Source organism: Synechocystis salina LEGE 00031 (assembly GCF_015207985.1).
GTDB lineage: Bacteria > Cyanobacteriota > Cyanobacteriia > Cyanobacteriales > Microcystaceae > Synechocystis > Synechocystis salina.
In genome coordinates, this window is sequence record NZ_JADEVV010000017.1 from 1 (window position 1) to 13,220 (window position 13,220).

The 13,220-nt window shown below is 49.5% G+C and carries 14 protein-coding genes; 13 read left to right on the forward strand and 1 reads right to left on the reverse strand.

The features are described 5' to 3' along the window. Together IQ217_RS07550 and dprA are read left to right on the forward strand one after the other, a co-directional pair. Nucleotides 1-1,137: tetratricopeptide repeat protein (locus IQ217_RS07550; protein ID WP_194019477.1), on the forward strand; the 1,137-nt coding region annotated here is incomplete at its 5' end. 27 nt (nucleotides 1,138-1,164) lie between these two features. Then, nucleotides 1,165-2,361 carry a DNA-processing protein DprA gene (dprA, locus tag IQ217_RS07555; RefSeq protein WP_194019478.1) on the forward strand — a complete coding sequence of 399 codons (1,197 nt, stop codon included), beginning with the start codon at nucleotides 1,165-1,167 and terminating at the stop codon, nucleotides 2,359-2,361. A gap of 32 nt (nucleotides 2,362-2,393) precedes the next feature. Here the strand turns inward: dprA and IQ217_RS07560 are convergent, their stop codons facing one another. Further along, a complete protein-coding gene (locus IQ217_RS07560; RefSeq protein ID WP_194019479.1) occupies nucleotides 2,394-2,720 on the reverse strand; it encodes a YbjQ family protein in 327 nt (108 codons plus the stop codon). A gap of 73 nt (nucleotides 2,721-2,793) precedes the next feature. Here IQ217_RS07560 and IQ217_RS19480 point away from each other — a divergent pair, with 73 nt between their 5' ends. The 11 genes from IQ217_RS19480 to IQ217_RS07615 all read left to right on the forward strand — a co-directional run bounded on the left by IQ217_RS19480 (nucleotide 2,794) and on the right by IQ217_RS07615 (nucleotide 13,212). Continuing rightward, entirely contained in the window at nucleotides 2,794-2,985 is a 192-nt protein-coding gene (locus IQ217_RS19480) for a DUF4160 domain-containing protein (protein ID WP_194019517.1), read from the forward strand. A gap of 49 nt (nucleotides 2,986-3,034) precedes the next feature. Next, a complete protein-coding gene (locus IQ217_RS07570; RefSeq protein WP_194019480.1) occupies nucleotides 3,035-3,307 on the forward strand; it encodes a DUF2442 domain-containing protein in 273 nt (90 codons plus the stop codon). Nucleotides 3,308-3,490: 183 nt separating this feature from the next. Next, on the forward strand, nucleotides 3,491-4,126 hold the full coding sequence (locus IQ217_RS07575; RefSeq protein ID WP_194019481.1) for a peroxiredoxin: 636 nt from the start codon (nucleotides 3,491-3,493) through the stop codon (nucleotides 4,124-4,126). Nucleotides 4,127-4,337: 211 nt separating this feature from the next. Then, nucleotides 4,338-6,008: a DNA mismatch repair endonuclease MutL gene (gene mutL, locus IQ217_RS07580; RefSeq protein ID WP_194019482.1), complete on the forward strand. Its 1,671-nt coding sequence runs from the start codon at nucleotides 4,338-4,340 to the stop codon at nucleotides 6,006-6,008. Nucleotides 6,009-6,191: 183 nt separating this feature from the next. Beyond that, nucleotides 6,192-7,358 carry an ABC transporter permease subunit gene (locus IQ217_RS07585; protein ID WP_194019483.1) on the forward strand — a complete coding sequence of 389 codons (1,167 nt, stop codon included), beginning with the start codon at nucleotides 6,192-6,194 and terminating at the stop codon, nucleotides 7,356-7,358. Between the two features lie 103 nt (nucleotides 7,359-7,461). Further along, nucleotides 7,462-8,694, forward strand: coding sequence for an urea ABC transporter permease subunit UrtC (gene urtC / locus IQ217_RS07590; RefSeq protein ID WP_190596289.1), 1,233 nt, complete (start codon nucleotides 7,462-7,464; stop codon nucleotides 8,692-8,694). Between the two features lie 158 nt (nucleotides 8,695-8,852). Then, nucleotides 8,853-9,749 carry a carbohydrate ABC transporter permease gene (locus IQ217_RS07595; protein ID WP_194019484.1) on the forward strand — a complete coding sequence of 299 codons (897 nt, stop codon included), beginning with the start codon at nucleotides 8,853-8,855 and terminating at the stop codon, nucleotides 9,747-9,749. 110 nt (nucleotides 9,750-9,859) lie between these two features. Beyond that, entirely contained in the window at nucleotides 9,860-10,297 is a 438-nt protein-coding gene (locus IQ217_RS07600) for a DUF29 domain-containing protein (RefSeq protein WP_194019485.1), read from the forward strand. 204 nt (nucleotides 10,298-10,501) lie between these two features. Further along, the gene (locus IQ217_RS07605) at nucleotides 10,502-11,761 is read left to right on the forward strand and encodes an HhoA/HhoB/HtrA family serine endopeptidase (RefSeq protein ID WP_194019486.1); all 1,260 of its coding nucleotides are present in this window, start codon (nucleotides 10,502-10,504) and stop codon (nucleotides 11,759-11,761) included. A 188-nt stretch (nucleotides 11,762-11,949) separates the two neighbouring features. After that, nucleotides 11,950-12,303: a Rieske (2Fe-2S) protein gene (locus IQ217_RS07610; protein ID WP_194019487.1), complete on the forward strand. Its 354-nt coding sequence runs from the start codon at nucleotides 11,950-11,952 to the stop codon at nucleotides 12,301-12,303. A gap of 186 nt (nucleotides 12,304-12,489) precedes the next feature. After that, complete coding sequence (locus tag IQ217_RS07615) at nucleotides 12,490-13,212, forward strand: DUF1997 domain-containing protein (RefSeq protein WP_228023970.1); 723 nt, start codon at nucleotides 12,490-12,492, stop codon at nucleotides 13,210-13,212. The last annotated feature ends 8 nt before the right edge of the window (nucleotides 13,213-13,220 follow it).

The following is a 13,220-nucleotide window of genomic DNA, read 5'->3' on the forward strand; positions in this document are numbered from 1 at the left end:
CCCATTACACCGCCCCCCCTCAGCCCCAGCGAAAATCCCTTTGACCCCAGCCTTTTTCCCACGGATCCCTTGATTCCTTCTGGGGAAACCCTCACCCCTTTGCAACGGCGACGGTTAATCGAAGCCCTAGATGCATTGGAAGCTGAGGCCCTGGTGTTGGATCAAGCAGGGCAGGGAGACCAGGCTTTTCAACTCCGTTACCGCAGTTTACGGGGACGACAAAGGTTGGGGGATTTGGCCGAGGTTGAAGCCCTGGGTCGTATTGGGGCGATCGCCTGGGAGCAGGGGCGCAATCAGGACGTCATGGCCATCGGTCAACGGTTGGAAGATTTACAACTTTCCCTGACTAGGGAAAAGGCTATGAGCCCGGAACTGTTGACGGCCTTTGCCAAAGCCTATGGGCAACTCCACAGTCTAGATGCGGCGATCGCCGTTTATCAGCAAATGCGTCGGGAAGCTCAACAACAGGGGGATTACCGCCGGGAAAACCAGGCCCTCTCGATGTTGGGTGAATTGTATCTGGCCAAATTTAACTATCCCGCCGCCGCTGAAGTGTATGAAATCCTTTTAGCCAGGGCCACCAACGCCCGCAACAGCTATTACGAAGGCATTTATTTACAAAAATTGGGGGAAATCTACAAACAGTCTGCCCAGCCCGACAATGCCATTCGCATCAAAGAGCAACTGGTGCAAAGAAGATTGCAGGACGGTAAGCCAGAATTGGTGCCCGACATCCAGATTGCCATTGGCGATCATTATTTAGAACTAGAACAGGCGGAAAATGCCAGCCAAGCCTATCAAAAGGCCTACACCCTGGCTTGGTCCATTAAACAATTGAGCACAGCGGCGATCGCCTTGGATAAGCTGGGGGATTTGTACCTGTTCAGTGAACAGGCCAACTATGCCTTGGAAATTTATAAACAACTTTTGCAGGTACAGCAGCAATCCTATAACTATTACGGCATGATGATTACCTACGAAAAAATTGCCCAACTCTACATCAATGCCCAACAGCCCAGTGCAGCGTTAACCGCCTATCAACAAGCGTTATCTCTAGCCCGTTCCCTTAAATACAGCACAAAGGAAAACAATATTCTTAATCAAATACAAACTATTTCTGGGGGCACTGGGTCATAGATTTTATTCACAAATTTTTGATTAGCCATGGCGAATTCTGAACAGGCCTATTGGTTAGCCTGGAGTCAGGTTAAGGGGGTAGGGCCAGTGTTGCTCAAGCGGCTGGCTCAACATTTTGAGCTCTTGGAAAATGCCTGGAAGGCTAGACCGATCGCCTTGGGGGAAGTGGAGGGTTTTGGCCAAAAATTAATTGAGAAAATTGTCGGACAAAGAAATACTCTCAATCCCTTTCAATTTTTAGAGGAACATCAACAAAAAAATCCTCAGTTTCTTACCCCCAATGACCCAGACTATCCCCGTTTACTGTGGGAAATCCCGAGTCCGCCGCCGGTGTTGTATTATCTGGGACGTCTTGACCACCGAGAAAGTCAAGGACAAATTCCCGGAGTAGGCATGGTGGGCACCCGTTACCCCACGGAGCATGGGAGCCGTTGGACCAGGAAAATTAGCCAAGCTCTGGTCAAATCTGGTTTCACCATCGTTTCTGGCTTAGCCGCTGGCATTGATGCTGATGCCCATAACAGTTGTTTACGGGTGAACGGAAGGACGATCGCCGTTTTAGGCACTGGGTTAGATTTGGTTTATCCTCCCCAGAATCGGCAATTATTTGAGCAAATCGCCGCAGAAGGACTAATTTTGAGTGAATATCCCGTGGGTAGTAAACCGGAAAGGGGCAATTTTCCCGCCCGTAATCGCATCATTGCCGGTCTGAGCAGGGCTGTGTTGGTCATGGAAGCTCCCCCCAAATCCGGGGCATTAATCACCGCCAAGTATGCCAACGAATTCAACCGGGACGTGTTTAGCCTACCTAATTCCCCCGATATTCCCGAAGCCCACGGCTGTTTAAATCTCATCCATAACGGAGCGGAGGTAATTCTCTCGGAAAATCAATTGTTGGCCAGCCTAGGAGCTATGCCCCTACTGGATCAAGGACAAGAGCAAAAAAATGTTCAAGGCGATCACCAAGCTCGCTATCCAGTCCCAACCAATGTTCCTACTTCAAGCACTGGGACAAGGGGTAAAAAACCTTTGACTGAACCACCGGAGAACTTGGAGCCAACTTTAGGAAAAATCCTGGCCGCAGTAGAGGAAGAGCCCACAACCCTAGATCAAATTGTCGCTGTCACAGCCCTGGCCATTGGAGATGTTTCCGCTGGATTATTACAGTTGGAAATTCTTGGTTTAGTCAGCCAGGAACCGGGCATGCGCTACCAAAGACGTTGAATATGGGGTATCAGGTATCACCACCGAGCAAACTAATCCACTGTTACCGCCGTTCCCGTCGCCGTAATTAATAGCAATGCTCCCCGGTCATCTACATTAATGGTTCCAGTATTTACTGACACTCCGATTACTCCATTGGCCCCTAGTTTTTGGGCCCGTTGACCCAATTCGGCGATCGCCTCTCGGTGGCCTTTTTCAAAAATTTGTTCGTAGCTGCCGGTTCTGCCGCCAATTAAATCTCGAATACCGGCAAAAAAGTCCCGCAGAGCATTGGTGCCGTATACCACTTCGGCTGTGACAATGCCATGGTAGCGAGCAATAGTCCGGCCTTGAACAATATCCGTTGTGGAAGTCAGCATAGTTTTAAGATTCTGTTTTAATAATTTTTAACCTCAAGGTTTATTAATGCTACCACCCCTAAAAATCCAAGAAATGCCCACAGTAATTAGGATTGGAAAATTTCGTTTTCATTTTTACTCAGACGAGGGATTAGAACCGGCACACATTCATGTTCGCTCTCCTGATGGTGAATGTAAATTCTGGCTTGAACCAGCAATACTGCTATCTTCTAACCATGACATTCCTGTGCGTGAGTTGCGTAAAGTAGAGAAACTTAGTTTATGAAAATCATCATTTTTTGAGGAACGCTTACTATTTTTGAGGAACGCTTACTATGAATTCCATCACCGTTGATTCCAAAATTGTTATTGAACCCACTGCTGTTAGAGCATGGGCGGAGAAACGAATGATATACATTGAACTCAGTGATGGACGGATCTTTGGCTTTCCTGGCGATCGCTTCCGTATCCTTAAAAAAGCTACCAATGAACAATTGGCAAAGGTCAAAGTTGAAGTGAATGGTTATGCCCTCCGCTGGGAAGAGCTAGATGAAGATATTACTGTCCCTGGAGTAGTGGCCGGCCATTTTCAGTTGCCTTTGACCTAAGGCGATCGCCCTACCCCAGACTAACTGGTCGAGTATTGTCGATCAGATCAGTGATTTCTGCACCAATGCCACTCTTTTCCTGACAATTTTGCGTTTTCTAACAATTCGTCCAAATTCTGTATCTGATATGGCAGTATGATCGAAGAAGATCCCCATTTTGCATTGTATTAGGAACTATTTGTTATGGCGTTACAACTCGGTGATGTTGTCCCCGACTTTACCCAAGAATCCAGCCAAGGCCCCATTTCTTTCCATGAGTGGGCCGGCGATAGCTGGGTTGTCTTATTTTCTCACCCTGCGGATTACACTCCGGTTTGTACCACCGAATTGGGCACTGTTGCCAAACTGAAGCCGGAATTTGATAAGCGCAACGTTAAGGTGATTGCCCTCAGTGTGGACGACGTGGAATCCCATCAAGGCTGGATCTGTGACATTAATGAAACCCAGAATACCAGCGTTAACTATCCCATCTTGGCCGATGGCGATAAAAAGGTGTCCGATCTCTATGGCATGATCCACCCCAATGCCCTCAATAATTTGACGGTGCGTTCTGTCTTCATCATTGATCCCGCTAAAAAACTACGGTTGACCCTCACCTATCCCGCTAGCACTGGCCGTAACTTTGCTGAAATCCTCCGGGTCATTGACTCCCTCCAGTTGACTGATTATCACCAAGTGGCCACCCCGGCTAACTGGCAAGATGGCGACAAGTGTGTGGTGGTGCCCTCCATTTCCACTGAAGAGGCCAAGGTCAAATTCCCCAAAGGTGTGGAAGAGATCAAACCTTACCTGCGCATGACCCCCCAACCCAACAAGTAGTTTTGATCTGCATAAATCCTTTGGCCGCGATTGACAGATATTTGAAACACTTTCTGATCCGCCTCCTTGGCCGTTAGCCATGGGGGCTGACCGATTGGCTTCTGAGATCAATTTGATCAATTAAATTCAACAAGCTTTTGAGCAAAGGGGGAGAATAATCATCTACCCTCTTTTTTGTGGCCTTTTGCAAAAATTTCCTCAACCTACTCCGATGATCCAAGTTCTTGATCGCCAGTTGGTGGATTTAATTGCGGCGGGGGAAGTGATTGATTCTCCCTTGGCGGTGGTGCGGGAATTGGTGGAAAATGCCTTGGATGCTGACGCTGATCGAATTTTGGTTCGTCTTTGGTGGGAAGAGTGGCGCTTGGAAGTGCTGGACAATGGCCAGGGCATGGATTTGACGGAACTGAAAACTAGCGTGTTGCCCCATGCCACCAGTAAAATTAGTAGCCAAGCAGATTTACAGCGAATTAAAACTTTAGGTTTTCGAGGGGAAGCTCTCCATAGTTTGGCCCAGGTGGCCCAGTTGACCATTAGCAGTCGCAGTGTGGCCAGTGCGGATTGTGGTTGGCGCATTACCTACAACCCCCAGGGTCAACCAGAGCAGATTGAACCGGTGGCGATCGCCATGGGGACGAGGGTAGAAGTGCGGCAACTGTTTGCTGATTTTCCCCAACGTCGGCAAGCCTTTAGCAAAAGTCAACAGTTTTGGCGGCCGATGGTGACCTATTTGCAACAATTAGCCCTCTGCCATCCCCAGGTAACTTGGCAACTGTGGCAGGACGAACGGTTACGGTTAAGCCTTAGCCCTGGCCCCAATGCTGAAGCTATCTTGTTGCAATGCCTGAAATCCCTCCAGGCTAGCCAGCTTGGCCATGGGGAACAATCTTCGCCCCTACCCACTACCGTGGAGGATTCATTAGCATCAGCCCATTTAAGTTTGACCTTTGGCTACCCCGACCGCTGCCATCGTCCCCGTCCAGATTGGTTAATCATTGCCATTAATGGTCGCCCGGTGAATGTGCCGGAGCTAACCCAGACAATTACGGCTGCCTTTCACCGCACCTTGCCCCGGCAACGCTATCCCCTGTGCTTTGCCCATTGGCAACTGCCCCCCCAGTGCATCGATTGGCACCGTCACCCTGCGAAAACGGAAATTTATTTGCAGGATATGCCCCACTGGCAGGGACAACTGCAAGCCTTGTTGCAAAAGGAGTTAGCCCTAGTAGAAGGCAGTGCCACTCCCCGCTTGAACCAATTGCTCAAGGCCGCAGAACCTGGTGGAGTTTACCAGTTGCAGTCCCCAACGTCCCTCACGGAAAGTGTGTTGGGCCAGCCCACTACCCTCAAGGCGATCTCCCAAATTTGCCAGACCTACATTGTGGTGGAACATGACCGGGGTATGTGGTTGGTGGAACAGCACGTGGCCCATGAACGGGTTTTGTTCGAGGAGTTGCAACGACATTGGCAATGTGTTTCCCTCGAGCAACCGCTGATATTGCAAGGATTTAGCTTGGAACAGGTGGAAAAATTACAAAGTTTAGGGCTAGAAATAGATCCTTTCGGGGAGGACATCTGGGCTGTGCGGAGTTTACCGGCTCTATTGCATGGGCACCTGGAAATTGTGGCAATTCTCCAGGAACTCAGTCGACTGTCTTCCCTCTCCAACACCCAAGCGGCGATCGCCTGTCGTAGTGCAATTAAAAATGGTACGGAATTGGATCGCAGTGCTTGGAAAACATTGATTGAGCAATGGCAAAAATGTGAAAATCCCCACACCTGTCCCCACGGTCGCCCCATCTATTTGGCCCTGGAAGAATCATCCCTGGCCCGTTTTTTCCGCCGGAATTGGCTTGTTAACCCGAAAACTTCTTCCCCTTAAATTACTGTGAACCGATGCTGGCTCAACCCACTCTTGGTATCACGGGTAACAAATTTATCGGACAGGGCAGGGTTAACTATAAAGGCTAACTCGGTTTTCCCCCAAGGCATTTCCGTCCAAACCATCGGAAACGAAGGGTTTAAGCTGGATTTGCCCCCCTTTCCTCCAATTCTAGAAAACATTGTGTCAGTACTCCTAGAAGGTATTTTTAACGGTTTAAGCACAAGTTCAGTATTACTGATTGCCGCCCTGGGATTGGCGATCGTCTTTGGCCTCATGGGGGTGATTAATCTGGCCCATGGGGAATTGATGATGTTGGGTGCCTACAGCACCTTTGTGGTGCAAAACCTCTTCCAGGGCTTTGGTGAACCTTGGTTTGACCTCTACATTTTTGCGGCTTTGCCCGTTGCTTTCCTGGTGGCGGCGATCGCCGGTCTAGTTTTGGAAAGACAGGTCATCCGCTACTTGTATGGCCGACCACTGGAAACGTTGCTAGCAACCTGGGGAGTAAGCCTGATTTTGCAGCAGTTTGTCCGCAGTGTGAACTGGATTATGGTGCTGGTGGTGGGCATATTTTTACTGCTTTATTTTGGCGGCACCTGGTTAATCAAACGCCAGGCCGGTGGCAAACCTTGGTTAGGGAAAGCCCAGGTAATTCTTTTCTTCCTCTCAGTGGCGATCGCCAGCATTAGTGGCTTCGCTGTGGCCCAGGGCAATTCGCCCCTATGGAATCGGGCTTGGTTTGGGGCCAGGAACGTTAACGTCAGTGCCCCCACTTGGTTGCGGGGAGGATTTGCCATTGGCACTTTCCAAGTACCCTCCACCCGGATTTTTATCATTTTCCTGACTCTGCTCTGTTTGCTGGCGGTATATTTGATTTTCTACCGCTCCAACTGGGGACTGAGGATTCGAGCCGTTACCCAAAACCGTGGTATGAGTGCCTGTTTGGGCATTCCCACTGGGCAGGTGGATGCTTTGACCTTTGCCCTAGGCTCTGGGCTAGCGGGCATTGCAGGCTGTGCCATTAGTTTTCTCGGGGCAGTGGGGCCTAACATTGGCCAAAACTACATTATCAACACCTTCATGGTGGTGGTGGTGGGGGGCGTCGGTAACCTATTGGGAACCATCATTGCTTCCCTGGCGATCGGGGTATCCAGTGACCTCATCGGTAGTGGCACCCTAATTCGCCTATTTCCCGCAGAGGGAGCCTTGCAACCCCTGTACGAATTTTTCACCTTTTTCGCCACCACCAGTATGGCCCGGGTGTTGGTATTTGCTTTGATTATTCTCTTTTTGCAAATTAAGCCAGCGGGCATTTTCCCCCCCAAGGGGCGTACCGCAGAGCTATAGCAGTGACCCATCCATTCCCCTCTGGCAGGTCAGTTCTGTTGCTCTGGCCCAAGGGGGTAACTCATTTAGCTAACTTGTTTGTTTATCCCTGGTCATTTTTCCTATGCAAAATCCTCCCCAAAACCCTGGTTCTCCCCTAGGCAAACTCCTAAAGAAGCTAGGTTGGAGTGACTATGCCCTATTTGGAGCGGTGCTGGTTTTTGCCTGTATTCCCTTGATTATTGCCGTTTTATCCCTGTCGGATTGGGTGGTGGGTCAATGGTTGCTGAAGAATTTTCCCTTCCTACGGCTCAGGTTAATGGGGCGTTTCCTTTCCTTGGCCATTATTGCCCTGGGCATCGACTTAATTTGGGGCTACACAGGCTTGCTGAGCCTGGGTCATGGCATCTTTTTTGCCTTGGGGGGCTACGCCTTTGCTATGTACCTCAATCTCCAGTTGCCGGATGGTCAATTACCGGAATTTTTTGGTCTCTACGGGGTGGACAAACTGCCGTTGATTTGGCAACCTTTCCATTCCCTACCGATCACGCTGCTGGCCATGGTATTGGTGCCGGGGGCGATCGCCGCGCTGTTGGGTTATCTGATTTTTCGTAACCGGATTAAGGGGGTATATTTTTCAATTCTGACCCAGGCGGCCCTGTTGGTGTTCTACAACTTTTTCAACGGGCAACAGAAATTAATTAACGGAACCAATGGTTTAAAAACCGATACGGAAAGAATTTTTGGTTACCTGGCCAGTTCTGACGGAGCCCAACTGGTATTTTATGAGCTGACCGTGGTGGCTTTGTTGTTGGTTTATATTCTTTGTCGTTGGCTTACCAGCGGACGCTTTGGGCGCATTTTAGTAGCCATCCGGGACGATGAAACTAGGGTCAGGTTTACGGGCTACGACCCCACCGGTTTTAAGGTGTTGGTGTTTGGCATCTCCGGGGCGATCGCCGGTTTATCGGGGGGGTTATACACGGTGCAAACGGGTATTATTACCCCCAGCATTATGGACGTGGCCTTTTCCATTGAAATGGTCATTTGGGTCGCGGTGGGAGGCCGGGCTACCTTAGTGGGGGCAGTGTTGGGAACCCTTTTGGTACGCCTCGCCCAGAGTAGTTTGAGTGAACAATTTCCCGAAGTTTGGCTCTTTTTCCAAGGGGCTTTGTTCCTGATTGTGGTGACGGTGCTCCCCAACGGTATTGTGGGCTGGTGGCAAGAACAGGGCATTGTCCAACTGCGCAATTTATTCCGGGGTAAACCCCAGTTGGCCACCTTTCCCAGCTTGGAAGAAGATCCCCTGGTGCAGGAAGAGCGTCAACAATTCGAAGGGGAACCGGAAGAACCGTAAGCTTTTTAAGGTTGGGCCGACCTTAACCAAGGAAAATTTTCTCCTGCCGAAAAGCATCACTACTCCGCCACCATTACCACTGCAATTTCCCCTGTACAGAATGGGTCAAGAGATAGCAATGGGTATGTTAACCTGGTCTAGTTTTATGGCATTTTCCTATGACAGTCTCTGGGTCCGATCGCCGTTGGCCTAGGGGGGTGACTCCCTATTTGTTTTTGTTGCCCGCTTTGATTATGCTGGCTGCAACGGTTTTCTATCCAGCATTACAGGCTTTTTCCCTCAGTTTTACCCAATACGAACTGGACTTGACCAAAGCCCCTACCTGGGTAGGGTTAGCTAACTTTGAACGGCTTTGGCGGGATAAAGTTTTTTGGCTGACCTTTCGCCACACTCTTCTTTACCTAGTGGGGGTAGTGCCGCTATTAATCATGTTGCCCCTGGGGCTAGCCATTTTGGTTAACCAAAAACTGCGGGGCATTACTTGGTTCCGCATGGCCTATTACACCCCGGTGATTATTTCCATTGTGGTGGCAGGCATTGCGTGGAAAGCTCTCTACGCTTCCAACGGCATCCTCAATCAAATTCTTGCCCTACTAGGATTTAGTGATGGCATCCCCTGGCTCACCAGTCCCCATTTAGCCCTCTGGAGTGTGATGGTGGTGACGGTGTGGAAAGGTTTGGGATATTACATGGTTATCTATTTGGCAGGACTGCAGGCCATTCCCCAGGAACTCTATGAAGCAGGGGCGATCGACGGGGCTGACGGTTGGCGGCAACATTGGGACATCACCATTCCCCTCATGCGGCCCTATTGTTTATTGGTGGGAGTGCTATCTTCCATTTCCGCCCTCAAAGTTTTTGAAGAAGTGTATATCATGACCCAGGGGGGCCCCCTCAACGCTTCCAAAACGGTGGTTTACTACGTTTACGAACGGGCTTTTCAGGACTTGGAAATGAATTACGCTTCGGCGATCGGGCTAGTCCTGTTTTTGGTCATCTTCATTTTTTCGGTGATTAATCTCAAACTTTCCGGCGGTAACCTGCCGTCCCGTTAAAGCTCTTAGGAGACATAATTGACCCTGACTGAAAAAAATGGACAAATCCAGGAGGACAGTATGATGGAATTCCCCGATGTCGTAGTGGAAGAAAAGGAAGTGCAAAAAGTATGAAAACACTGTATGAAACCGACTTCAACCTGTGGATAGAGCAGACCGTCAACCAACTCAAAAGCGGTGACATCAAGGGGTTAGACCTGGACAACCTCATTGAAGAAATAGAATCCATGGGACGGAATAACAAAAGGGAAGTACGAAGCCGGTTAATCGTCCTCATGGCTCACCTACTGAAATGGCAATACCAACCCGAAAAACAGAGCAATAGCTGGATCTACACCATCAAAGAGCAACGCTTACAACTCAAGCTAATTCTGCAAGACAGCCCTAGCCTGAAGCCCTTTTTGCAACAGGTTTTAGACGATTGTTACCAAGATGCCCGAAAGGATGCAGCCCAGGAAACCAAACTAACCCCCGACAACTTCCCCAAAGAATCCCCCTACACCCAAGCTCAGATCCTAGACCCCGACTTTTTCCCAAAATCAGAATAAATACAAAAAAGCCCTCTAAAACAATGACCTTGTCCTGAAAAACTGACACAAAAATTTCATATGGTCGTCACAGCCCTGCCATACCCCTCCCCTACATTAATAAATGTCAGCCCAAGCCGTTTTCCCAATTGCTCCTCACCGGGCTGACTTTTTTTCTCTAGATTTGTTTTAAGCAATAATCCAGCAAATAAGTGCCACCAAGCCATGAAAGACGTTTCCCTCCATTCTGCCAAACAGACCCCTTCTAAAATTTCCTTGGCCTACCTGGGGCTAGTCCTGGTGGGTATGGGCATTGGTGCTGGGGGGACCTTCGTTCTAACTAATCCCCAATGGGCAGAACACTTAGCAGATCACTCCGTTATTTCCCCTTTGGTTACTAACCAATCCAGCGCTCCCGCTAAGGAGAACTTAGCAACTAACTTACAAAGTCGTTTAACCCCTAGGGAGCCTAGTAATTTTGTGGTGGATGTGGTGGAATCCACCGGCCCTGCTGTGGTGCGCATCAATGCCCAAAAAACGGTTAAATCCCAGGTACCCCAGGCGTTTAACGATCCCTTCTTCCAAAGATTTTTTGGCTCCCAGATGCCCCCCATGCCCAATGAGCGGGTGCAACGGGGAACGGGCTCCGGTTTCATCGTTAGCAATGATGGCAAGATTTTCACCAATGCCCATGTGGTGGATGGGGCCGATGAAGTGACAGTAACCCTCAAAGATGGTCGTTCCTTCCCCGGTCGGGTGATGGGCTCTGACCCTTCTACGGATGTGGCGGTGGTCAAAATTGACGCTGGTGATCTGCCTACCGTGGCCCTGGGGGATTCCGATCGCCTGCAGGTGGGGGAATGGGCGATCGCCATTGGGAACCCGTTGGGCTTAGATAATACTGTCACCACGGGGATTTTGAGTGCTACGGGCCGGCGCAGTGCAGACATTGGTGTGCCCGACAAACGGGTGGAATTTATCCAAACCGATGCGGCCATCAACCCTGGTAACTCTGGCGGCCCCCTCCTCAATGCCGATGGCCAAGTGATTGGGATGAACACCGCCATTATTCAAAACGCCCAGGGCATTGGTTTTGCCATCCCCATTAATAAAGCCCAGGAAATTGCTGAACAGTTAATTGCCACTGGCAAAGTGGAACACGCCTACCTCGGCATTCAAATGGTGACCATGACCCCGGAACTGCAAAGTCAAATTCGCCAAGAAACGAATATGGACATTCCTGTGGATAAGGGCGTTGTGATTATGCAGGTTATGCCCAACTCTCCGGCGGCGATCGCCAAACTGCAACAGGGAGACGTGCTCCAATCGCTCCAAGGACAACCGGTAGAAAATGCTGAACAGGTACAATCTCTAGTGGGCAAACTAGCGGTGGGAGACGAAGTGGAACTAGGCATTCTCCGCAACGGCCAAAAAGAGAACTTGAAGGTTACCATTGGTGCTTTGCCGATTACCCCGCCCAACTAAATGACTATTGCTAGGACAAACGGGGGCTTTTCTCCTAAACTTTTAGGATGTTGGATCAAGGCCCGTCGGCAAAAATTTAAGTTGCCCCTCACCCTCCCCAAGGAAGCTCTGGCCAACCTGAGGAGTTTGCAGGTTTAAACCGGTTCCCAATCCCTTTTAACTTTGATTTTTTAGATTTAACTAAAATTATGGTTTGGACCAAAGCCCTCGCCCAAAGTGAGCTTCCCCCCGGTAGTCGTCAAGTGGTTAAGGTAAACCAACAGGCCATTCTGTTGCTGAATGAAGCGGGCACTATCCACGCAGTTAGTAACCAGTGCCCCCATCTCAAATTACCGATGAAAAGCGGCAAAATTAAGGACGGAGCCATTGTTTGTCCTTTCCACCGCAGTGCCTTCGACCTTTGTTCCGGCGCTGTGAAGGAATGGAGCCCCTTTCCTCCCGTGGTGGGGAGCTTGATGGGCAAAATGTCTGCGGAAAAGCCCCTGCCGGTGTTCCCTGTGCGGGTGGAAAACGGAGAAGTACAGGTCGATTTGGGTGCCTGATCGCTCAGTTGAACCCTTTGCAAAGCAGACAAGACTATATTTTTGATCTAAATGATTTTTCTTAATCCCTCAAACTTTGGGGGATTTTGATTAATCTGTCTAGTGTCTAGAATCAAATAGCTAGGTTCTGGGACAATCTCACCTGAAATCCTGGTTCACAATAGTTTTTATTGAATTCACATTGCCTTGACCCATAATTCCCAACCCCTACCCGTTGACCCCCAGGACAATGGCTTTCCCCCAGTCCGTTTCCAAACCCATTTCCAAGGCAGAATGGAAATGTTTGCCTCCGGGCAAGAGGTAGAAGATTATCTACAAGCCCACCAAGGTTGGTTCCGTCGCTGTGCTCAACCTATGCAAGCAGATCCTTTGGGGGATCATGGCTATGTATTAACCATTGGTAAATTTGGCGCTTTGGGTTTTGATGTGGAGCCCAAAATTGCTGTGATGCTGGAACCTCCCCAGGATGGCAATTATCTGATGCATACGGTTCCTTTACCTGACGGCCCCGATCTGGGTTACGAGGTAGACTTTCTGTCCAATATGACTCTGCATCAGGTCAATGGCGATCGCCTGACGGAGAAAAGTTTAAAACAATTTGCCCAAGCGGAAATTCCCTGGCCGGAAACCATTACCCAGGTGGAATGGGACTTGAAAATGGATGTGGCGGTGCAGTTCCCTGGCTATATCTACAAGCTGCCTATGAAGTTAATCCAATCCACTGGCGATCGCCTCTTAACGGAAATTATCCGTCAAGTTTCCCCCCGTTTAACCTACAAAGTACAGCAGGATTTTCACCAGGAAAAGAGTTTGCCCCTACCGCCCAAAAGCGGCCGTTATTTCCAGCGGGTCAAGCGAGCGGGGGAAGATCAATTGGAGCCGGATTTGGAAACGGAAGTCGAATCTTAATCTGTCCT